Source organism: Rhizobium sp. AN80A, assembly GCF_030053015.1.
In the GTDB taxonomy this organism is placed as follows: Bacteria; Pseudomonadota; Alphaproteobacteria; order Rhizobiales; family Rhizobiaceae; genus Rhizobium; species Rhizobium metallidurans.
Window position 1 is genome coordinate 3,447,395 of the sequence record NZ_JASJPX010000003.1, and the last position, 22,302, is coordinate 3,469,696.

Sequence of the window (22,302 nt, forward strand, 5' to 3'; positions counted from 1 at the left end):
GAAGCGGTCCTCGACCGCTCGACATGAATGAGCCCGCCACCCGGTGAAGTGACCGAGGTCGCGGGCTTTATTTTTGTCGAAAGTTTTGTTCTGCCGAAGATCGGGCCACCGCGGCTGCCGCGGCCGATCTTCACGTCGAACGTTGCCTCAGGTCTGGACCTGCGGCTCCTGCTTCTTGTGGGCGTGCGTTTCGCCGCGCGCGCGCTCTTCGGCCACTTCCCGCCTGTTGTGGCGGATGGAGGACCAGAGCGAGAGGCCGATCAGCGTCGCGCCGCCGAGGCCGGTGATGACTTCCGGAACGCGAACCATCGTCTGCGCATACATGACCACCGAGAGGATCAGGATGGCGTAGAAGGCGCCGTGCTCGAGATAGCGGTATTCGGCCAGCGTTCCCTTTTCCACCAGCATGATCGTCATCGAGCGCACATACATGGCGCCGATGCCGAGACCGATGGCGATGATGAAGAGGTTCTGCGTCAGCGCGAAGGCGCCGATGACGCCATCGAAGGAGAAGCTGGCATCCAGTACCTCGAGATAGATGAAGGCGCCGACGCCACCCTTGGCAGCCGCGTTCATCGTCTTTTGCGAGGCATCCAGCAGGCCGCCGACCACTTCGACCGCGAGGAAGGTCAGGAGACCATAGATGGCGCTTTCAACGAAGCTGCTCGCCTCTTCTTCCGGCAGGAAGGAGGAGAAGATCAGGATCAGCGAAAGCACGAAGGCGATCTCGATGCCCTTGATGGTGGCCGAGCGCGACATCAGTCTTTCCAGGCCGGCGATCCAGTGTACGTCCTTCTCGTGGTTGAAGAAGTAGCTGAGGCCGACCATCATCAGGAAGGTGCCGCCGAAGGCCGCGATCGGCAGATGCGCGTCGTTCATGATGCGGGCATATTCGTCCGGTTCGCGGGCGGCCAGAACCACGGCTTCCCATGGGCCGATCTGCGCGGCGATGGCGACGATCGCCAGCGGGAAGACGATACGCATGCCGAAGACGGCGATGATGATGCCCCAGGTCAGAAAGCGATGCTGCCATTCCGGCGTCATCTCCTTCAGCTTGTTGGCGTTGACGATGGCATTGTCGAAGGAGAGCGAGATCTCCAGCACGGCAAGCACCGTGCAGATGAAGAAGACGGTCGCCATGCCGCCGAGGGTGCCGGTGGTCTGCCAGCCGAGGGCCGCGCCAAGCGCCAGGCCGGCGGCCGTGACGATGAAGGACCAGGTGAAGTAGCTGAGGGTCGATCTCGACGTGGTGGGGGCGCTCATGAGCGAACCTCCACGCCGGAAACGGTGTTCGGGAGCGCAAATACGCTCTTGAGCATCGAAATGCTCGTGAGCATGGATATGCTCGGGAAACGCGACATGCCACAACGGGCATGCGCGTAAGGCATGGTGTGCTTTTTCATAGAATGAAAATCCGCCGGCTCATTTGCAGGCGGTACCGACATCACGAGAGCGCCGTAAAAACTCTCGCCAGAGGGGCCCGGCACCAGGTTGCCCGTCGGCCGATGTCTGAGGCCGCGGGATGCTCACAGAGATAATCAACTTCAGGCGTCAGTCAAGATCACCTTGCGGGTTCGTGTCGCTTTTCCCGGGAACCATCCGATCGCTCGATCGTTAGCTTACCGATTACCCGACAAATGTGTCGCTGATGGGCTGTCGACCTTGGTCGCGGCACGCTCGATACGCGGTCGGGAACCGAACCAGTGCCTATCGAAAAAGTGCCATCGAAACAGTGTCAGCCGAACATGTGCCGGTTGAAAGAAGGGAGAGGACGACCATGCAGAACTTCAGCCACGTTCCGGAAACCCATATTCCCGACAAGCGCACGGAAGCGCCGGACCGCATGAAGCGGGCTAAGCCGAACCGGATGAAGACGGCCCAGGTTATGCCGCCGCACCAGGTGGACCTGACGCTGACGCCGGGGGTTCATCACGACATCCATGTGCCCGCGCATGTGACGGGCGGAGACCTGTCGCGCGAGGGGCCGATCACCAGCGACGGTGAAAAGGGTGCAGACAAGAGCGCCAAGAAGAACTGAATTCAAGCCGATAGCGAGGACACATGACCGTAAACACCGTACCCGTCGACCTCTCCATGAAGCACGAGAGCGAGTGGCGGGCGATCAGGGCAGTCGCCACGCGCGGCGGCGACATCATGACAGCCGGCTCCCGTCAGAACCCGATCGTTTCTTCGAAGGCGTCCCAGGAGCGGGTAAGTTCGTAGCGGCCGATGCCGGGGATGGCGAAGTGGCCGAAATAGGGGCTGAGCTGGAATTCGGCGAAGGCCTCGCTGAACTTGCCGACGGCGCCGACATAGATCGCCGCGGCAAGGCCGGTGCGGTTGGCGCCGTGTTCGCAATGGATGAGCAGCGGCTTGGGCGCATCGGCCATCAGCCTGGCAAGGCGCTGGGCCTCCGGAACCGGCAGGACTTGCGACGAGGACATGGGGAAATCAATCAGCGTGATGCCGGCCTTGGCGGCGGCCGCGGCCTCCTGGCGGTACCAGCCGGTGCGCTCCTCGTCGCGCAGATTGACGATCGTCTTGATACCGTAGGTATCGGCATAGGTGGCGATGTCCGAGCCGGTCGGCTGGGCCGAGCGGTAGAGTTCGCCGGGTATGACTTCGTGAAAATTTCCGGTGAGCTGGCGGATGCCCGCATGGCCGACGACCAGCAGGACCGCGCCCAGCGCAAGGCCGACGGACCATTTCAGAACTGCAAGATATCTTCGCGCCATGCCTTCACTTCCAGGCAGCCTTCATGGCTGTCGCATCACTGCGATTGCGGTGATCGGGCATGACATGGGGTGCTTGGCAAGGCCATGCCAGCCTCTTCAACGAAACGTGAGCGGATGGCTCCGGCCGAGAAATGCCGCGTGGACGTGGCGGTCGCATGGGCGAAAACTTGCTGGTGGCAAACGGCGCTTGCCAACCTTTCGGAAAGGATTGAGCGGCGATAATCGGCCATCACGGGATTTGGGACATCATGGCCAAGACAGCGACACGCCGCAAGACATCGACACGCTCGCGGGCGGGAGCGAGAAAAAGCGGAGGCGGCAGCGCGGTTCCCTGGGTGGTCGCCGGTGTGCTCGCCTTTGGCGGCATCGCCGTCTACGACAACTGGAAGAGCGTGAAGCCGATGCTGGCGTCGACGGCGCCCGCGGCATCGATCGCGAGGCCGGTCAGCGTGGCCAAGAGCGCGCCACAGCGCGAGAGCGACAACAGCCGCGATACCGGGCCGAGGCAGACCGCGTCGATTTCGTCGATCTCGAGGATGGTGCCGCCGGCCGCCGTGCCATTGCCGTCCAGGGGCCCATCATCCAATAATCCCGCGGCCGAAAAGGCGGTGCCGGTTTCCGTTTCCCCGGTTTCCGTTTCTCCGGCGCAGACGCAGGCCGCCAAGGCCGCGTTCGGCTATTGCGGGCAGGGCGAGCATGTCAACTGCGTCGCCGACGGCAGCACCTTCTGGTACAAGGGCGAGAAGATCGTGATCGCCGATATCGTCAGCCCCGGCATCGACAATGCGCGCTGCGACGGCGAGCGCCGCGCCGGCTTCGCCGCCAAGCTCAGGCTGCTCAATCTACTGAACGCCGGCTCGTTTTCGATGAACGCCGCCGGCCAGCCCGACAAGGGCGCCGCACCCCGGGTCATCTCGCGCGACGGCCGCTCGCTCGGCGCGCAACTGGTCGACGAGGGCCTGGCGCGCAAGCCCGGCCAAGGCGCCTGGTGCGCCTGAGGGCGCTTGAAGCTACTTCTGCTTCGGCGCCTTGCCGTTGGTCTTGAAGAGGGCGGAGAAGGCGGTATCGGTGCTCTTGGCGGTGCATTCGATCGAGACCGGCTTGCCGTCGTAGGGGTTGCCGAGCGTGCAGCTTCCCGACACCTTGACCTGACCGGTCATCTTCTGGCCGACCCCCGTCACCACCATGTCGAGCGGCAGGGTGACATTGCCTGACGATGCCGGCTTGATCTTGGTGCCGTCGCCCTGGAAGCCGAGCATCTTGCCCTCGGCGCTGAAGATCAAGGTGACCTGACCGTTGATCAGCGTGACGCTGGCGATCTCGTTCCGGCAGGGCTTGGACGCGTCGACCTTGCCGACGACAAGCTTGCTGCATCGTCCCGCCAGCGTCAGCGCGCCCGGCGCGCCCGGAAAATTCTGCTGCGGCGTGCCCGCGGCCTGCGCGATCGTTGCCGACAGAAGCACGCCGGCGGTCAGGATTACCAGTTTCATTTCAATACCTCGTCATTCTCCAGGGCACCGAGGCCATGGCATTCTTCTGTGTTCGAAATTGGTCGACGGACCGGACTTTCAAGGCGGGTGCGTACAGCTTCGCGGCAACGGGAAAAGCCACCAGAAATGGCTTCCAACACCACTTTTACATATATCGATCCGATAATAAGACCGTCGCCGCCCCGTGTGGGGCGCAATGAGGGGAAACATGAGAAACATCACGCTGTCGGCGGTCTCCGCCATCGCATTCCTGGCATTTTCGGGCGTCTCTTACGCGGAAGACCTGGTCTTCACGCTGAAGAACGGCACCAACTCCGTGCTCACCAATTTCTATACCTCGCCCGTCGGCGTCAACGAGTGGGAGGACGATGTCTTCGGCAGGCAGGTGCTGAACCCGGGCGAGAGCATGGACATCACCATCGCCGACGGCCGCGACGTCTGCAAATACGACATGAGGTTCGAATTCGAGGAGGGCTCCAGCCTCGACACGACCACCGATACGCAGAACCTTTGCGAAATGGGCTCCTATACGATCAACGAATAGGCGCCGCGCGAATTGCTTTTGGTGACGAGGCTAGGCCGATCCGCCGGGCCTCTTTTCGTTTGCGCGGGGCCCGACGGCAAAACGCCCCGGAGACCGGGGCGATGGCTGTTTCGGTGGTGTCGGCGCAATGCCCGACATGCCTAGCGGCAGACGCGCAGGCTTTCCATGTGGTAGCCGCCGTCATAGGCGTTCGGCACCTGGCGGTCCTCGAACCAGCAGCGCGGCGGGGGCGGCGGTGGCGGATCGATGTAGCGCGGGCCGGAATTGCCGTTGGCGATGGCGCCGCCGATCAGGCCGCCCAGAACGCCCGCCGCAAGACCGCCGGCGATCACGGCGCCGTCGTTGTTGTGGCGGCGGCGCGGCGGCGGCGGGGGCGGCCGCTGGTCGCGATAGCCGTAGCCCGGCGGGCGACGGTCGTAATACTGCGCCATGGCCGGCGCGGTGGTCGCCAGGACGCTGCTCAACGTGGTTGTGGCAACCACAGCGTACAGAACCATCTTCTTCATTCGCATGCGTCTCCGTTAAGATCGAGGGGCCTGATAGCCACTCAACATGCCCAGAAGATGGCATTGGTGAGCTTAACGGATTCTGAACGAGGCAGCGGGGTGGATGAGTTCGAAACGGAGGATGCTGGGCGGTCTCGCGCGCGAGGCAGCCGACCGCCGAAATGAAAAAGGGCTCAGCGATTTCTCGCTAAGCCCCTGACTATTCAGTCTAATCTGGATGGTGGGCGTGACAGGGATTGAACCTGTGACCCCTACGATGTCAACGTAGTGCTCTCCCGCTGAGCTACACGCCCATCCGATGTCGGCGCATAGACCACAAACCTATTTGGCCGTCAATAGGCCTTTTTCAGATTTGTGACATGCGCCCACAGAAGCCTTAGGCGGCAAGCATTTTGTTGACTTCGTCGACGAGGTCGCGGAGATGGAAAGGCTTGGAAAGGACCTTGGCGTCCTTCGGTGCCTTCGAATCAGGATTGAGCGCGACGGCCGCGAAGCCGGTGATGAACATCACCTTGAGGTCGGGATCGAGTTCGGTGGCGCGGCGCGCCAGCTCGATGCCGTCCATTTCGGGCATGACGATGTCGGTGAGAAGAAGCGAAAAGGGTTCCTCGCGAAGGCGGTCGTATGCGCTGGCGCCGTTGTCGTAGGACAGGACCTTGTAGCCTGCCTTTTCGAGCGCCTTCACAAGGAAGCGGCGCATGTCGTTGTCGTCTTCTGCAAGAAGTATCTTCTGAGTCATTATCCAGACCGCTGATCAGTGGAATTTATGCGTGAGTATTGGTCATTTACACTAGATTTCGGCCGGTAAACAACCGGTGAAGCGCCTGTGCAAAGCGTCATCCCCATGAGATAGTATGGACTTGGCGGCCTTCAACTGGCAACATGGGCAAAGCAGGTGCCTGCGAGCATGGTTAAGAGGGAAACAGGTGGACGAGATTCCCGCGTACGAGCTTTTTGAGATACGGGAACCCGCGTCGCACACCATTCCATTCGTCTACAATTCCCCTCATAGCGGCCGCATCTATCCGCCCGAGTTCATCGCGCAATCGAGATTGCAGGGGATTTCGATCCGCCGCTCGGAAGACCACTATGTCGACGAGCTGTTTTCGGCGGCGGGCGCGCTCGGGGCGCCGCTGCTGCTCGCCAATTTTCCGCGCGCCTATCTCGACGTCAATCGCGAGCCCTACGAGCTCGACCCGCGCATGTTCGACGGGCTCTTGCCTTCTTACGCCAATATCAACTCGCTGCGCGTGGCCGGCGGGCTCGGCACCATTCCGCGCATCGTCGCCGAGAACATGGAGATCTACGCCCGCCGCCTGCCGGTGCAGGAGGCGCTCGATCGCGTCGAGGCGGTCTACAAGCCCTATCACGCGGCGCTGCGGCGGCTGATCGCGCGCACGCATGTGCAGTTCGGCTTCGGCGTCTTGATCGACTGCCACTCGATGCCGGGCAATATCCGCGTCGCCGGTGCGACCTCGCGGCCGGATTTCATCATCGGCGACCGCTACGGCACCAGCGCCTCGGCCGAGCTGTCGCGCATGGCCGTCAGCATCTTCGAGGAGATGGGCTTCGCGGCGATCCGCAACAAGCCCTATGCCGGCGGCTTCATCACCGAGCATTACGGCCGCCCGTCGCGCGGCCTGCACGCGCTGCAGATCGAGATCAACCGGTCGCTCTATGTCGACGAGGTGACGCTTGAGCGGCGCGCCGATTTCCCGCTCGTCGTGGCGGCGATCACCTCGTTCATGCGACAGATGGCCGACTACGTCGCCAAGTTCGCCGGCGACACGGCGCTGGCGGCGGAATAGGGCGGCTTCGAGCGCGCTCTCGATCGCCGTATTTCAACGCATTATTGCTGTCGTGAAGTTGCGATAGATTGCCTGATGCGGCGGTCGTTTCTTGTAGCTCCTGGGCCGCAACGGTTCCGTCCTGTTTCCACCCGACAAAAAAAGACCGCCTTGCGGCGGTCCAAGTCTAGGGAGGAAACACCCAAGGAGGGTATTTACAGTCAGAAGACTGTAGGGAGACGCTACTATTGCAGTGCACAATTGTCAATCAGTTTATTGCGGTGCGCAAAATATGGGCAGCCGGCTAAAAATTGCTGCCTGCGTTTGCAAAATGACCGGTTTCGGCTATGGAAAGCGGCATCGACGGTCTCACACGGATGTCCCTCATGTTTCCTGATCGCACCTTCTTCAATCGTCTCGCGGAAGCCGCCAAGGCCGAGACGCTGCCGCGGTTTCGCTCCGGGATCGACGTGACCAACAAGCTGGCCTCGGGGTTCGATCCCGTCACCGAGGGCGACCGGGCGGCCGAAGCGGCGATCCGGGCGTTGATCGAGGCGCATTTTCCCGAGCACGGCATTCTCGGCGAGGAGTTTGGCAATGTCGGGCTCGAGCGCGAGCATGTCTGGGTGATCGATCCGATCGACGGCACGCGGGCGTTCATCTCGGGAGTTCCCGTCTGGGGGACGCTGATCGGCCTCTACAGGAATGGCCAGGCGGTCATGGGGATGATCGAGCAGCCGTTTACCGGCGAGCGCTATTTCGCCGACGAGAGCGGCTCCTACTATACCGGTCCAGAGGGCGAGCGGCGGCTCAAGGTGCGCGATTGCGCCGGGCTTTCCGATGCGATCCTGTTCACGACCTCGCCGCATCTGTTTGCCGGTACCGAGATGGACCGGTATCGCGAGATCGAAGGCCAGGTGCGGCTCTTCCGCTACGGCACCGACTGCTACGCCTATGCGCTTCTGGCCGCCGGGCACATCGATCTCGTCATCGAGAACAGCCTCAAGCCCTACGACGTCGGCGGCATCATTCCAGTCATCGAGAAGGCTGGCGGCATCATCACCACCTGGGACGGCGGGCGGCCGGAGAATGGCGGCTCGATCATCGCCGCAGGTAGCCAGGCGGTCTATGACGCGGCGGTGGCGATCCTGCGGCGTTAAACCGGTGGTTGCTTTCATTCCGGCAAAATGAAGCCCAGTTTTGTCAGATTCGCACAGTGTTCAGCATCAAAAGTTGCTTTCACATATCCGTATCTCTCCTTGGTTGTTTTCTTCACGAAAACGTGCCTCTACTTGCGCGATAAGATGCGCGCACTGGGCGAACATTAATCAAACAGAAAGAGTTCGCTGCAAATCTTGCTGATGAAGTGAATATTTCTACGGAATTTTGCCTTCCGGTGATCCGTATTTCAGTTTTGAGGCAAATATAATGCAGCTTTTTTCTTTCGGGTCCGCCGCCGGCGCCAAGGCCGTTCTTGATGCGGTCAGCCGCTCGCAGGCGGTGATCGAGTTCGACATGGCTGGCAATATCCTGTCCGCCAACGAGAACTTCTGTCAGGCGATGGGATATCGTCTCGACGAGATCGTCGGACGGCCGCACAGCATGTTCGTGGAACCGGAAGAAGCGAAGAGCGCGGACTATGCCGCTTTCTGGAAGCAGCTGAACAAGGGCGAATTCGACCGCCGGCAATACAAGCGGATTGGCAAGGGCGGGCGTGAAGTGTGGATCGAAGCCTCCTACAATCCCGTCTTCAAGGGCGGCGCGCCCTACAAGGTCGTGAAGTTCGCGACCGTGATCACCGACACGAAGCTGAAGAGCGCCGAAGACGCGGGCAAGCTCGACGCGCTGTCACGCGCGCAGGCGACGATTGAGTTCACGCCCGACGGTCATATCCTGACGGCCAACGAGAATTTCCTGACGACGCTCGGTTATACGCTGGAGGAAATTCGCGGACGGCATCACTCGATGTTCTGCGACCCCGCCTATGCAGACAGCGGCGAGTACAAGGAATTCTGGCGCAAACTCGCGGCCGGGCAGTTCGCCGCCGACGAGTTCGCGCGCATCGGCAATGGCGGCCGGAAGGTGTTCATCCAGGCCTCCTATAATCCGATTTTTGACATGAACGGCAAGGTGTTCAAGGTCGTCAAGTTCGCAAGCGACGTCAGCGAGCGGGTCAGGGCCGTCAACGAGCTCGCCGTCGGCCTGCAGGCGATGGCCGAGGGCGATCTGGACCAGACGATCGAAAAGCCGTTCATCGCCTCGCTGGAAACGCTGCGCACCGACTACAACTCCTCGATCGGCCGGCTGCGGGCGGCGATGCAGGCGATCGCCAGGAACGCGACGCAGATCGCATCGGGAACGCGCGAGATCAGTGCCGCGTCCGACGACCTTGCCCGCCGCTCCGAATCGCAGGCCTCTTCCGTCGAGGAGACCGCCGCGGCCGTCACCGAGATTTCCACGACCGTGTCGGATTCGGCGCGCCGCGCGGCCGATGCCGGACGGCTGGTCGACGACACGACGAAGAGCGCGCAGGATTCCGCCGATGTCGTGCGGCAGACCGTCGAGGCGATGGCGCGGATCGAGCGCTCGTCGACACAGATCGCCGGCATCGTCAGCGTCATCGACGATATCGCCTTCCAGACCAACCTCTTGGCGCTGAACGCCGGCGTCGAGGCCGCGCGCGCCGGTGAAGCCGGCAAGGGTTTCGCGGTCGTGGCACAGGAGGTGCGCCAGCTGGCGCAGCGCTCCGCCGATGCGGCAAAGGAGATCAAGGCGCTGATCCGCGATTCGGAAGCGTCGGTTCGCGACGGGGTCACGCTCGTCGACAAGACGGGTTCCGCGCTCGAGGCGATCGCGGCGCGGGTGCTGCAGGTGCACGACAACGTCTCCGGCATCGTGGTGGCGGCGCGCGAGCAATCGCAGGCGCTTGGCCAGATCAACGAGGCGGTGATGTCGATGGATCAGGACACGCAGCGCAACGCGGCGATGGTCGAGCAGACCGCGACGGCGAGCCGCAAGCTGGCGACGGAGGCGAGCGCGCTGTTCGACCTCATCGGCCAGTTCAAGGTTGGCGACGAGCGACGCGAACGCGTGACGGCGCCGTTGTCGAGAGTGGCCTGACAATCGTCCGACAACTGTCCGGCGGGCGCCGGACAGTTGCGAGATCGCGTGTCGGTGATGACACGCCATCGCTCCGAGGACTGGCAGGGCGAACAGCCTGACAAGATGAAGACATGAAAAAAGGGTTCCGCCGACAGGCTGGAACCCTTTTTCGTTCGATGGCACTGCTTGCGGCGGCGGCGATCAGCCGCCGATGCCGCCACGCATGCGGGCCATATCAAAGGCCGCCGGGCGCGGCGTGGGGACGGCGACCGCCGTCGGGATGGTGTAGGCAACGGCCTCGAAGGCGGCCGGCTCGGGCACCGACGGCACGTAAGCCTGCTGAACCGGAACCTGCAGCACCTGCTTCTGCTGGATCTGAGGCTGCTTAGACTGGGTCTGTTGCAGCTGGGGCTGCTGCATCCGCACCTGATCGGCGGTCGTCTGCATCGGCGCTGCCTGCGGCACGGGCACGTTATCAGGCGCTTCGTAGGCGGTATCGACAACGCCGTCCGCCATCGGGATCGGCGCGCGGGCCGGCGAGGCGGCGGGCGTGAGCAGTTCGAACTGCGCCGCCATCTGATTGTGTTCCGGCACGAAATTCATCGCGACTTCATAGGCGGGCAGCGGTGCAGGGGTCTGCAGCTCGCCGTCGGCGCCGCGCTTCTCGTAGAACGAATTGCCGCCGGCAACCGTCACGTAATACATGTTGTCGTAGGGGAACTTCAGGCCGCTTGTGTGGAAGAACATGGCCTTCTTGACGGCGGGGTTGCGTTCACCCTTCAAAAGCGCGTCGGCGGCCTCGTTCAGATCGGGCTCCGCCTGGGGCTTGACCTCGCGGGTCATGACGCCGGGAGCGAACTGTCTGGCCTGCGAAACGACGCCGCAAATGGACTTGGGGTAGGCCGGCGATGTCAGCCGGTTCAGCACGACGCTGCCGACCGCCATATAGCCGTCGCGATCCGACTGCCGCGATTCGAAATACATTGCCCGCTTGAGACAGGTGCGGTCTTCCGTCGTGTAATTGTAGGTGACCTTGCCGGGTGTGCTGGTCTGCAGCGGCTTTGTGGTCTGGATGCTGCCGGTCGTCTTCGGCGTGCTCGTGCACCCCGTGGTCGCCAAGCCCACAATCATGATCCCGAAAAGAGATCGTCCCAATACGTAATGCGCCCTCAACGCCAGGTGCCCCCTATGTGATTAGTTCAGCCCTTATCGAAAAAGTGAGTAACTATTATCTTACAATCGTAAAAATTCAAACACCGCGTTACATTTTTGTCTCAAAATGTGATCGGGCTCGGGTCGAGCCATGCGATATTGGGCGCGCGAGGCGAGGGAACGGCCCGACCGGGGACGCATCGCGTTCAGGTGCCGAAGCCCTCGAACTCCTCGGAAACCTCGGCATCGGCGCCCGGAATGAAGGCGTGGAAGGCGGCGAGCGCCGCCTGCCGGTAGACATCGCGTTCCTGCAACACTTCGTGACGGGCGCCGTTGATCGGCACCAGCTGGCCGGCCCGGAAATAGCGCGAAAGGCGCTCCTGGGCGATGTAGGGCACGATCGTATCGCGCGTCGGCGCGATGACCACCGTGGGAATGGTGATCGAAAACAGATGGTTCGGCGCGGTGACGCGTTCTATGGTCTTGAAGGATTCCAAAAGCCAGCGGGCCGTGGGCGGTCCGAGCGTCAGGTCGGGCTGGGCCTCGCCGATCGCGACATTGCGTTCGAAGCGCACCTCGTCCGATGTCAGCGGATTGTCGCGGAACGGCTTTTCCTTGAGCCTGCGCGCCAGCGGGTACGAGCCGAGGCCGAGCACGCAGGCCATGGTGGCGAGCCGCCGGATGGTGCCGGCCGAGGCGGGCTGGCCGGCGAGGCCGATAAAGGGCGCCGTCAGCACCATGCGCTCGATGCGGGTCGTGAGATAGGGGGCAGCCGACAGCGCGATCAGCGCGCCGGTCGAATGCGCCAGTATATAGAAGGGCAGGCGGGTATCGGGCAGCACGACCTTCTCGAGGAAGGTGTCGAGGTCGTGCTCGTAATCGATGAAGCGGCGGACATGGCCGTAATGCCGCTTCTTCAGCATGCGGTCGGAATTGCCCTGGCCACGCAGATCGAAGGTGGCGACCCAGAGGCCCTTGTCGGTGAGGTCGCGGATCGTCTCGTAATATTTCTCGATGAATTCGTTGCGCCCGTGGAGCAGCACGACGGTGCCCTTGGCGACGGAGGCCGAGGAGCGGAAGACGGCGTAGCGCAGCTTCAGGCCGTCATGCGTCTCGAAGAAGCCTTCGGTACGGTTTTCCGGAACCGGATTGCCGGGTGTCGAATAGAGAACCTGGTCCATGGCCGTGCGCGCGCGTCCTTCGAAAGGATTCGGGATTGAAGTAAAGCGGATAGGCGATCGGCCTGTCAAATCAAAGAAAAAAGCGTCGCCCCGAGACTGTGCCGCCATCATGCAAAAAAAGTGGCCGGCATGCGGGACCTGAGGGGAGCGCAATGCCGGCCGGAGATCGGGCTGGAGACGAAGGGACGATACACTCCAGCCATCGAGCCAGTGTAACCCGATGACGCAATCTGTAGGCCCACACGTCTGAACGGATGCCGAACCGGGTGTTCATGCGCGGTTCACGGTGGCTGGCCGCGGATTTCCGGTGGTTGTGGGCGGCTCTTCGAAAGGGTCTTGAAGTCCGAAAAAGCCATCCCCATCTCATGGTAGCGGACGCCAGAACGGGTCCGCGGAACCGTCCCGAAGCTGCCGATCAAGGGGTTTCAGGGGCAACTTATCGCAACCAGTCGCTTCCTCAGGAGGACATCATGCGTCACGTAGACTTCTCTCCCCTCTATCGTTCCACCGTCGGTTTCGACCGTCTCTTCACCATGCTCGACAGCCTGGGCCAGCCCGACCAGGGCCAGACTTATCCGCCCTACAATATCGAGCGCACCGGTGAAAACACCTACCGCATCACCATGGCCGTCGCCGGTTTCGACGAAACCGAAATTTCGATCGAAGCGCAGGCCCATGCTCTCACCGTCAAGGGCGAGAAGAGCGAGGACAATGCGGAAGGCTCCGAATTCCTCTATCGCGGCATCGCCAAGCGCACTTTCGAGCGTCGCTTCCAGCTTGCCGACCATGTCGAGGTGACAGCCGCTTCTCTGAAGAACGGCCTGCTTCACATCGACCTTCTGCGCAGCATTCCCGAAGCGATGAAGCCGCGCAAGATCGCGATCGCCGCCGAGCCGGTGAGCGCGCCGAAGGCGATCGAGGCTCAGGTCACCAACTAACCAATCCCTCCCAGGATATGGCAAAGAGGCGGCGCTCCGGACGGGGCGCCGCTTTTTCGTTGTCCGGCGTTCGATCACGCCGACCGGTCACGCCGGGTTGGCGGCTTGCTCGATCTCGGCGGCGGTGGCGCGGCGGTGGTGGGCGGCGGCGTATTTCTGGGCGATGACGGCGCAGACCATCAGCTGGATCTGGTGGAAGAGCATCAGCGGCAGGACGATGGCGCCGATCGGCTGGCCGGCGAAGATGACGTTGGCCATGGGAACGCCGCTCGCCAGGCTCTTCTTCGAGCCGCAGAAGGTGATGGTGATCTGGTCGGCCTCGTTGAAGCCGAGCAGGCGGCTGCCGAAGGTGGTGGCGCAGAGAACGATGGCCAGCAGAACGATGTCGGCGACGATGACGACGGCGATGTCCGTCAGCGAGAAGGTCCGCCACAGGCCCTCGACCACGGCGGTCGAGAAGGCGAGGTAGACGACCATCAGGATCGAGCCGCGGTCGACGGGCATCAGGAGCTTCTTCTTGGCGCGGATCCAGTCGCCGATCCAGGGCTGCAGCGCCTGGCCGAGGATGAAGGGGAGCAGCAGCTGCGTGAAGATCTGCAACAGGGCGTTCCAGGAGAAGCCGCCGTGGCCGCCAACCGAGAAAAGCAGGCCGACGAGAAGCGGCGTCAGGAACATGCCGAAGATATTGGAGGCCGAGGCCGAGCAGATCGCGGCGGGCACATTGCCGCCGGCCATCGAGGTGAAGGCGATCGACGACTGCACCGTCGACGGCAGAACGCAGAGAAAGAGAATGCCAAGATAGAGCGGGCGCGGCAGGATCGAATCCGGCACGAGGCCGAGCGTCATGCCGAGCAGCGGGAAGATGGCGAAGGTGGTGAGCAGGATCACCAGATGCAGCCGCCAGTGCAGCAGGCCGGCGATGACGACATCGCGCGCCAGGCGCGCGCCATGCAGGAAGAAGAGGAGCGCGATGGCAAGCGTCGTCGCCGTGCCGAAATAGCCCGCGAAGGCGCCGCTGGCCGGAAGGATCGAGGCCAGGATGACGGTGCAGACCAGAAGGATGGTGAAGGTATCGGGCAGGAAACGGCGCATGGGCTGAACTCGGCTTATCCGGCGGGTCGACCGGCTTGGGATGGATCAATCCTGTTTCTTCCATTATGATATGCGATGCAAGAAATAACAGTTATCGCGAAATGAGATAAGCATGCTTGATCTTACGCAATTGCGCAGCTTCGTCGCCGTCGAGCAGATGGGGAGCTTCACGCTGGCGGCCGAGCGGCTTGGGCTCGGGCAATCCACGGTCAGCCAGCACATCCAGCGGCTGGAGACGTCGATCGGGCGGCGGCTGCTGGCCCGTGACACGCATAAGGTGGTGCTGACGACGGATGGGGAGGCCTTGCTGTCGCATGCGCGCGCCATGCTCTCGATCGAGGGGCAGGTGCAATCGCTGTTCGGCGGGCCAAGCCTGCGCGGCAAGCTGCGGCTCGGAGTGTCGGAGGATTTCGTCACCAGCCAGCTGCCCGGCGTGCTCGAGGATTTCGTGCGCTCGCACCCCTCGGTCGATCTGGAGCTGACGGTGGCGCTGTCGGGCACGCTTTACGAGATGCAGGACAATGGCGAGATCGATCTGGTGCTGGCCAAGCGGCGGCTCGGCGACGCGCGCGGGCGGCTGGTCTATCGCGAGCCGCTGGTCTGGCTGGCGCGCGATCCCGATCATATCATGAGCGCCGCGCCACTGCCGCTGATCGCCTTTCCGCCGCCGAGCGTGACGCGGGCGATTTCGCTGGAGGCGCTGGGGCGGCACCGGATTCCCTGGCGGATCGTCTGCACCTGCGGCAGCCTCAGCGGGCTGACGGCGGCGGCGCGCGCCGGCATGGGCGTACTCGTGCAGCCGCGCAGCATGGCGCCGTCGGGGCTGAAGGTGATCGCGAAGGGCAAGCTTCCCGTGCTCGAGGATGTAGAGTTCGTGCTGGTGCCGCGCAAGGGTGCGGACCAGGCGCTGGTTTCGGCGCTGTCGGACGATATTCTCGCCAAGGTCAGGAGCCTGCGGTCGGGGTGACGTTGCTCTGGCCCGGATGCCCGGTCTTGCGGGCGCGCGTCGTGGTTAATCCGTTGTCTCGAATTTTAAGTATCCTTCAACCCTGTCGCTTAGGTTTCTGGTTACCTTGGACCCCTTAGTCTGGTCGTCGCTCAAGGTCGACGTTCGGGGCTACAGGGAGAACGGACGATGGTATATGGAGCGCTCTTCGTCTCCGGGCTGGTTGCCTGCGTGATGCTCATCGTCGTGGCTGGTCACGACTCCAAGACGGCGGATACCGGGGCGCCGCCCTCCGCCGTGATGCTGCGTCAGAACTAGCCGCTTCGGAGAAACAATACGACAATGTCGACAATGGTGATCCGCCGCTTATGGCCGCGGATCACCATTGGAACGCGCCACCGCAGCCACGGTGACGATCTTCGTCGCCGTTCCCATGTCCGTCTAGGATGCGAGGCAGCTCAGGAAGCCGTCTACGTCCTTTTCCTCTGTCGCGAAGCTGGTGACGAGGCGGATCAGGATCTCGTCAGGGCCGACGAGATCAGGCGTGGCCGACGGGATCGGCCATTCGTAGAATTTCGCGCCCTTGTCCTCGGCGGTCTTTCCGGCGCTCTTCCTTATAATGGCGAAAACTTCGTTTGAAGTCGTCGACCACGCAAGGCGGGCCGAGTTGCTGGCGCCGATGCCTGCGCGCAGCCGGTCGGCCATGCCGTTGGCGTGGCGGGCAAGCTCCATCCACAGGCCGTTATCGAGATAAGCGTCGAACTGGGCGGCGATGAAGCGCGACTTCGAGAAGAGCTGGGCGGCGCGCTTGCGGATGAAGGGCATTTCCTTCGCCTTGTCGGGATTGAAGACGACGATCGCCTCGGCGCACCAGCAGCCGTTCTTGGTGCCGCCGAAGGAGAGGATGTCGACGCCGCGCTTCCAGGTCATCTCGGCCGGGCTCGCATCGAGCGCCACCAGCGCATTGGCGAAGCGAGCGCCATCCATGTGGAGCGGCAGCTTGCGCTCTTTGCAGATGGCGGAAATGGCGTCGATCTCGTCGAGCGCGTAGACGGTGCCGATCTCGGTTGCCTGGGTGATCGTGACCGCCGTCGCGCGGCCGTGATGCACGGCGTTCTCGGGGTAGCCGGCGATCGCCTTCGAAAGCTTCGCGGGATCGATCTTGCCCAATTCGCCATCGACAGGCGACAGGCGCGCCTGGCTGAAGAAATCGGGCGCGCCGCATTCATCGGCGATCACATGGGCTTCGGAATGGCAGAAGGTGATGCCGCCGGGGCGCTGGACGCTGGCGAGCGACAGCGAATTCGCCGCCGTGCCGGTCGCCACGAAGAAGACGGAGACTTCGCGCTCGAAGATCTCTGAGAAGCGCGCCTCGACGCGGCGGTCGAGATCGCTGGTGCCGTAAGCGGCGGCGAAACCGGCGGATTCCCGCAGCAGGCGCTCGGCAATGGAACGGTGGGCACCAGCCCAGTTGTCGGAAGCAAAAATCATGGAAAATGCCTGGGAAAAAATGGAGGTGGGGGCGGGTTCGGGTGGGAGCTTAATCCAAAGCTTCACGGGATCAAGCGATTGGGGCGCAACCCATCACAAAAATTGAATTCCGCAATCAAGAAACAATATAATAGGGGATCGCGTAATTTTATGTCGCAACCTTGATCGATTTGGTAATCTTCCTGCGCCAATTGACGTTTTTTTAATTTATGGCCCTTGCGAAGCCGTCCTGTTTCTGGCATAGAACCGATGAATTAGGACAGGGTTGCTGTCCTATTTTGGCCGTCAAGGCCGAAGAGGCGCCAAGAGACCTTACACTGGTGGGGTTTCACGCTATAGTTCACCGAGCGCGGACGATGTTTCCCGCACGGACCTATGGCAGGCGCGGAGCGCAACGGCCGCTTTGTCGGGAAAGGCTCTGCCTTCCCGGATAATCCGGCCGCCGGCGACCGGATCTTCGATAATGCAACAGCGCTGTCATGCGCCGAACCTAAGATCAGGGGCGGTGCGCGACGAAGAGCCGCCCGCACAGTCGCGGGCTCTGACAGGAGGCAAAACGATGACGAAGAACACGCCATCCACTGACATCGACCAGTTCGCGGCCGCAGACATGCGCGCGGTGGCCGATACGCGTAAGTTCGCCGCCGGTCTCCCGGGTAAGCAGGGCCTGTACGACCCGCGCAACGAACATGATGCCTGCGGCGTCGGTTTCGTCGCGCATATGAAGGGTCAGAAGTCGCACCAGATCGTCAAGGACGGTCTCTTCATTCTCGAGAACCTGACGCACCGCGGCGCTGTCGGCGCCGACCCGCTGATGGGCGACGGCGCGGGTATTCTCGTGCAGATTCCCGATCGCTTCTTCCGCGAGGAAATGGCCAAGCAGGGCATCACCCTGCCGAAGGCTGGCGAATATGGCGTCGGCCACATCTTCATGCCGCGCGACGAACAGCAGATCGCGCACTTCAAGAAGGTGATGCAGGACGTCATCTCCGAGGAGGGGCAGGTTCTCATCGGCTTCCGCGACGTGCCCGTCGACAACTCGTCGCTGTCGAAGGCGCCCGATATCGCCGCCACCGAACCGCATCACTGTCAGATCTTCATCGGCGCCGGCGCCGGTGCCGCGACCACCGATGAATTCGAGCGCCGGCTGTTCACGCTGCGCAAGGTCATCTCCAACCGCATCTACGACGAGTTCGAAGGCGAGGAGAGCCATTTCTATCCGGTGTCGCTGTCGTCCTCGACGATCGTCTACAAGGGCATGTTCCTGGCCTATCAGGTCGGCGCCTATTACAAGGATCTGTCGGACCCGCGTTTTGAGTCCGCGGTGGCGCTCGTGCACCAGCGCTTCTCCACCAACACCTTCCCGTCCTGGAAGCTGGCGCACCCCTACCGCATGGTCGCCCACAACGGCGAAATCAACACGCTGCGCTCCAACGTCAACTGGATGGCGGCGCGCCAGGCTTCGGTGTCGTCTCCGCTCTTCGGCGAGGATATCTCCAAGCTCTGGCCGATCTCCTACGAGGGGCAGTCGGACACGGCCTGCTTCGACAACGCGCTCGAGTTCCTCGTGCGCGGCGGCTACTCCATGGCGCATGCCGTGATGATGCTGATCCCGGAAGCCTGGGCCGGCAACCAGTCGATGTCGAAGGAACGCAAGGCGTTCTACGAGTACCACGCAGCGCTGATGGAGCCGTGGGACGGCCCGGCCGCCGTTGCCTTCACCGATGGCAAGCAGATCGGCGCGACGCTCGACCGCAACGGCCTGCGCCCGGCCCGCTATCTCGTCACGTCGGACGACCGCGTCATCCTCGCGTCCGAAGCCGGGACGCTGCCGGTCGCTGAAGAAGACATCGTCAAGAAGTGGCGCCTGCAGCCGGGCAAGATGCTCCTGATCGACATGGAGAAGGGCAAGATCGTCTCCGACGAGGAGCTGAAGACCGAGCTTGCGACCAAGCATCCCTACGGCAAGTGGCTCGATCGCACGCAGCTGATCCTCGAGGAACTGAAGCCGGTGGAGCCGCGCGCGCTGCGTCGCGACGTGTCGCTGCTCAACCGTCAGCAGGCCTTCGGCTACACCACCGAAGACACCCGAGATCCTGATGTCGCCGATGGCGACGACGGGCCAGGAAGCCGTGGGCTCGATGGGCACCGATACGCCGATCTCGGCCATGTCGGAAAAGTCCAAGCTGCTTTACACCTATTTCAAGCAGAACTTTGCGCAGGTCACCAACCCGCCGATTGACCCGATCCGCGAAGAGCTGGTCATGAGCCTGGTGTCCTTCATCGGCCCGCGTCCCAACATCCTCGACCACGAGGGCGCGGCCAACGCCAAGCGGCTGGAAGTGCGTCAGCCGATCCTTACCAATGGCGATCTCGAAAAGATCCGCTCGATCGGCCACACGGAAGACCGTTTCGACACCAAGACGCTCGACTTCACCTATGACGTGGAGCGCGGCGCCGAAGGCATGCCCGACATGCTGGACCGTCTCTGCGAGCGCGCGGAAGCAGCCGTCAAGGGCGGCTACAACATCATCGTGCTTTCCGACCGCCAGATCGGGCCGGATCGCATCGCCATCCCGGCGCTGCTGGCGACCGCCGCTGTGCACCACCACCTGATCCGCAAGGGTCTCAGAACCTCGGTCGGCCTCGTCGTCGAAACCGGCGAGCCGCGCGAAGTGCACCACTTCTGCCTGCTCGCGGGCTATGGCGCCGAAGCGATCAACCCCTATCTCGCCTTCGATACGCTGCTCGACATGCATGCCAAGGGCGAGTTCCCGAAGGAAGTGGACGCGTCCGAAGTCGTCTACCGCTACATCAAGGCGGTCGGCAAGGGCATCCTCAAGGTCATGTCGAAGATGGGCATCTCGACCTATCAGTCCTATTGCGGCGGCCAGATCTTCGATGCGATCGGCCTGCAGCAGGAGCTGGTCGACAAGTATTTCTTCGGCACCGCGACGATGATCGAAGGCGTCGATCTGAAGGCGATCTCGGAAGAGACCGTTGCCCGCCACACGTCGGCCTTTGGCAAGGACCCGCTGCTGGCGACCACGCTCGATATCGGCGGCGAATATGCCTACCGCATGCGCGGCGAAAGCCATGCCTGGACACCGGATGCGGTGGCCACGCTGCAGCATGCCGTTCGCGGCAATGCCGAGGACCGCTACCGCGAGTTTGCCGAGATGGTGAACACATCGGCGCTGCGCATGAACACGATCCGTGGCCTGTTCAACATCAAGAGCGCCGAGCAGCTCGGCCGCAAGCCGGTTTCCGTCGACGAGGTCGAGCCGGCCGCCGAGATCGTCAAGCGTTTCTCGACGGGCGCCATGTCGTTCGGCTCCATCAGCCGCGAGGCGCATACGACGCTGGCGATCGCGATGAACAAGATCGGCGGCAAGTCCAACACCGGCGAAGGCGGGGAAGAGAGCGACCGCTACATGCCGTTGCCCGACGGTTCGTCCAACCCGGAACGCTCGGCGATCAAGCAGATCGCATCGGGACGCTTCGGTGTGACCACCGAATATCTCGTCAACGCCGACATGCTGCAGATCAAGGTGGCGCAGGGCGCAAAGCCCGGCGAAGGCGGCCAGCTACCCGGCCACAAGGTCGACGCGACGGTTGCAAAGACCCGCCACTCGACGCCGGGTGTCGGCCTGATCTCGCCGCCGCCGCACCACGACATCTATTCGATCGAGGATCTGGCGCAGCTGATCTACGACCTGAAGAACGTCAACCCGACGTCCGATGTCTCGGTCAAGCTTGTCTCGGAAGTCGGCGTCGGCACGGTTGCCGCCGGCGTCGCCAAGGCGCGCGCCGACCATATCACGGTCTCCGGCTTCGACGGCGGCACCGGCGCATCGCCGCTCACCTCGCTGAAGCATGCGGGTTCTCCGTGGGAAATCGGCCTTGCCGAGACACAGCAGACGCTGGTGCTGAACGGCCTTCGTTCGCGCATCGCGCTGCAGGTGGATGGTGGCCTGAAGACCGGCCGCGACGTCATCATCGGTGCGCTTCTCGGCGCCGACGAGTTCGGCTTCGCGACCGCGCCGCTGATCGCCGCCGGCTGCATCATGATGCGCAAGTGCCATCTGAACACCTGCCCTGTCGGCGTCGCCACGCAGGACCCGGTTCTGCGCAAGCGCTTCAAGGGCACGCCGGAGCACGTCGTCAACTACTTCTTCTTCGTCGCCAACGAAGTGCGCGAAATCCTGGCCTCGCTCGGCTTCACCAAGCTCGATGAGATCATCGGCGCTTCGGAGCTGCTGGAGAAGGACGAGATGCTGGCGCACTGGAAGTCCAAGGGTCTCGACTTCAGCCGCATCTTCCACAAGGTCGAGGCGCCGAAGGAAGCTACCTACTGGACGACGCGCCAGATGCACCCGATCGACGACATTCTCGACCGCAAGCTGATCGCGGAAGCCGAGCCGGCGCTCGCGTCGAAGACGCCTGTGTCGTTCGAAGTCGGCATCAAGAACGTCGACCGTTCGGCGGGCGCGATGCTGTCGGGCGAAGTCGCCAAGCGCTACAACCATCGCGGCCTGAAGGAAGACACGATCAACGTGACGCTTCGCGGCACGGCCGGACAGTCGTTCGGCGCGTTCCTGGCGCGCGGCGTGACCTTCAAGCTGATCGGCGACGGCAACGACTATGTCGGCAAGGGCCTCTCGGGCGGCAAGATCATCGTGCGTCCGCCGGAGAACTCGAAGATCGTCGCCGAGGACTCGATCATCGTCGGCAACACCGTGCTCTACGGCGCGACCGAGGGCGAGTGCTACTTCCGAGGTGTGGCGGGCGAGCGTTTCGCGGTGCGCAACTCCGGCGCCATCGCCATCGTCGAAGGCGTGGGTGACCACGGCTGCGAGTACATGACGGGTGGCGTGGTGGTCGTGCTCGGCGAGACGGGCCGCAACTTCGCGGCCGGTATGTCGGGTGGCGTCGCCTATGTTCTCGACGAGAGCGGCGATTTCGCCAAGCGCTGCAACATGGCGATGGTCGAGCTCGAGCCGGTTCCGGAAGAGGACGACCTGATGGAGAAGCTGCATCACCATGGCGGCGATCTCGCGCACAAGGGCCGCGTCGACGTTTCCGGCGACATGACCCGCCACGACGAGGAACGCCTCTACCAGCTGATCTCCAACCACCTGCACTACACGGAGTCGACCCGCGCCAAGCAGATCCTGGACAACTGGGCGGAGTACCGTCCGAAGTTCCGCAAGGTCATGCCGGTCGAATACCGCCGCGCGCTCGAGGAAATGGAGCGCAGCCGGATGGGGATCGCCGCGGAGTGATTTCATATATCTCAACGGTGTGATATGCTGTTGGCATATGCGGCGATGGAGGT

18 protein-coding genes, 1 tRNA gene and 1 pseudogene are annotated in these 22,302 nt (G+C 62.9%); 10 read left to right on the forward strand and 10 right to left on the reverse strand.

The features are described 5' to 3' along the window. Nucleotides 1-147: 147 nt before the first annotated feature. On the reverse strand, nt 148-1,263 hold the full coding sequence (locus P3R82_RS28550; RefSeq protein WP_283196201.1) for a DUF475 domain-containing protein: 1,116 nt from the start codon (nt 1,261-1,263) through the stop codon (nt 148-150). A gap of 514 nt (nt 1,264-1,777) precedes the next feature. Here P3R82_RS28550 and P3R82_RS28555 point away from each other — a divergent pair. Beyond that, nucleotides 1,778-2,038 (forward strand): hypothetical protein, encoded by a 261-nt coding sequence (locus P3R82_RS28555; protein ID WP_283196202.1) that lies wholly within the window; start codon nt 1,778-1,780, stop codon nt 2,036-2,038. Between the two features lie 133 nt (nt 2,039-2,171). Here P3R82_RS28555 and P3R82_RS28560 read toward each other — a convergent pair whose 3' ends face one another. Further along, on the reverse strand, nt 2,172-2,735 hold the full coding sequence (locus P3R82_RS28560) for a tyrosine-protein phosphatase (RefSeq protein ID WP_283196203.1): 564 nt from the start codon (nt 2,733-2,735) through the stop codon (nt 2,172-2,174). A 248-nt stretch (nt 2,736-2,983) separates the two neighbouring features. Between P3R82_RS28560 and P3R82_RS28565 the strand changes: the two genes are divergently transcribed. After that, the gene (locus tag P3R82_RS28565) at nt 2,984-3,733 is read left to right on the forward strand and encodes a hypothetical protein (RefSeq protein WP_283196204.1); all 750 of its coding nucleotides are present in this window, start codon (nt 2,984-2,986) and stop codon (nt 3,731-3,733) included. A gap of 12 nt (nt 3,734-3,745) precedes the next feature. Here P3R82_RS28565 and P3R82_RS28570 read toward each other — a convergent pair whose 3' ends face one another. Continuing rightward, entirely contained in the window at nt 3,746-4,225 is a 480-nt protein-coding gene (locus P3R82_RS28570) for a hypothetical protein (RefSeq protein WP_283196205.1), read from the reverse strand. Nucleotides 4,226-4,433: 208 nt separating this feature from the next. Between P3R82_RS28570 and P3R82_RS28575 the strand changes: the two genes are divergently transcribed. Next, the gene (locus P3R82_RS28575) at nt 4,434-4,769 is read left to right on the forward strand and encodes a hypothetical protein (protein WP_183900363.1); all 336 of its coding nucleotides are present in this window, start codon (nt 4,434-4,436) and stop codon (nt 4,767-4,769) included. Between the two features lie 140 nt (nt 4,770-4,909). Here P3R82_RS28575 and P3R82_RS28580 read toward each other — a convergent pair whose 3' ends face one another. From P3R82_RS28580 to cpdR1, 3 genes are all read right to left on the reverse strand, one after another. Beyond that, nucleotides 4,910-5,275, reverse strand: coding sequence for a hypothetical protein (locus tag P3R82_RS28580; RefSeq protein ID WP_283196441.1), 366 nt, complete (start codon nt 5,273-5,275; stop codon nt 4,910-4,912). A gap of 218 nt (nt 5,276-5,493) precedes the next feature. Beyond that, a tRNA-Val gene (locus P3R82_RS28585) sits at nt 5,494-5,568 on the reverse strand. A gap of 83 nt (nt 5,569-5,651) precedes the next feature. Next, entirely contained in the window at nt 5,652-6,014 is a 363-nt protein-coding gene (gene cpdR1, locus P3R82_RS28590) for a response regulator CpdR1 (RefSeq protein WP_003542883.1), read from the reverse strand. 187 nt (nt 6,015-6,201) lie between these two features. Between cpdR1 and P3R82_RS28595 the strand changes: the two genes are divergently transcribed. From P3R82_RS28595 to P3R82_RS28605, 3 genes are all read left to right on the forward strand, one after another. Then, nucleotides 6,202-7,083, forward strand: coding sequence for an N-formylglutamate amidohydrolase (locus P3R82_RS28595; protein WP_183900365.1), 882 nt, complete (start codon nt 6,202-6,204; stop codon nt 7,081-7,083). A 365-nt stretch (nt 7,084-7,448) separates the two neighbouring features. Beyond that, the gene (gene hisN, locus P3R82_RS28600; protein WP_283196206.1) at nt 7,449-8,222 is read left to right on the forward strand and encodes a histidinol-phosphatase; all 774 of its coding nucleotides are present in this window, start codon (nt 7,449-7,451) and stop codon (nt 8,220-8,222) included. A gap of 268 nt (nt 8,223-8,490) precedes the next feature. Continuing rightward, on the forward strand, nt 8,491-10,182 hold the full coding sequence (locus P3R82_RS28605) for a PAS domain-containing methyl-accepting chemotaxis protein (RefSeq protein ID WP_283196207.1): 1,692 nt from the start codon (nt 8,491-8,493) through the stop codon (nt 10,180-10,182). Nucleotides 10,183-10,365: 183 nt separating this feature from the next. On the opposite strand, the gene P3R82_RS28610 is transcribed toward P3R82_RS28605, so the two are convergent. Together P3R82_RS28610 and P3R82_RS28615 are read right to left on the reverse strand one after the other, a co-directional pair. Further along, the gene (locus P3R82_RS28610; protein WP_283196208.1) at nt 10,366-11,295 is read right to left on the reverse strand and encodes a cell wall hydrolase; all 930 of its coding nucleotides are present in this window, start codon (nt 11,293-11,295) and stop codon (nt 10,366-10,368) included. A 227-nt stretch (nt 11,296-11,522) separates the two neighbouring features. Further along, nucleotides 11,523-12,497 (reverse strand): alpha/beta hydrolase, encoded by a 975-nt coding sequence (locus tag P3R82_RS28615; RefSeq protein ID WP_283196209.1) that lies wholly within the window; start codon nt 12,495-12,497, stop codon nt 11,523-11,525. 470 nt (nt 12,498-12,967) lie between these two features. On the opposite strand from P3R82_RS28615, the gene P3R82_RS28620 reads away from it, so the two are divergent. Beyond that, a complete protein-coding gene (locus tag P3R82_RS28620; protein ID WP_283196210.1) occupies nt 12,968-13,435 on the forward strand; it encodes an Hsp20 family protein in 468 nt (155 codons plus the stop codon). 87 nt (nt 13,436-13,522) lie between these two features. Here the strand turns inward: P3R82_RS28620 and P3R82_RS28625 are convergent, their stop codons facing one another. Continuing rightward, nucleotides 13,523-14,527 carry a bile acid:sodium symporter family protein gene (locus P3R82_RS28625; RefSeq protein WP_183900373.1) on the reverse strand — a complete coding sequence of 335 codons (1,005 nt, stop codon included), beginning with the start codon at nt 14,525-14,527 and terminating at the stop codon, nt 13,523-13,525. Nucleotides 14,528-14,639: 112 nt separating this feature from the next. On the opposite strand from P3R82_RS28625, the gene P3R82_RS28630 reads away from it, so the two are divergent. Both P3R82_RS28630 and P3R82_RS28635 read left to right on the forward strand, forming a co-directional pair. Continuing rightward, a complete protein-coding gene (locus tag P3R82_RS28630) occupies nt 14,640-15,494 on the forward strand; it encodes a LysR family transcriptional regulator (protein ID WP_283196211.1) in 855 nt (284 codons plus the stop codon). A gap of 168 nt (nt 15,495-15,662) precedes the next feature. Further along, nucleotides 15,663-15,791, forward strand: coding sequence for a hypothetical protein (locus P3R82_RS28635; RefSeq protein WP_281393579.1), 129 nt, complete (start codon nt 15,663-15,665; stop codon nt 15,789-15,791). A gap of 123 nt (nt 15,792-15,914) precedes the next feature. On the opposite strand, the gene P3R82_RS28640 is transcribed toward P3R82_RS28635, so the two are convergent. Then, nucleotides 15,915-16,964, reverse strand: a complete 1,050-nt coding sequence (locus tag P3R82_RS28640) for a low specificity L-threonine aldolase (RefSeq protein ID WP_283196212.1) — start codon at nt 16,962-16,964, stop codon at nt 15,915-15,917. A 559-nt stretch (nt 16,965-17,523) separates the two neighbouring features. On the opposite strand from P3R82_RS28640, the pseudogene gltB reads away from it, so the two are divergent. Then, nucleotides 17,524-22,249 (forward strand): annotated as a pseudogene (gene gltB / locus P3R82_RS28645) (glutamate synthase large subunit). Nucleotides 22,250-22,302 lie beyond the last annotated feature (53 nt).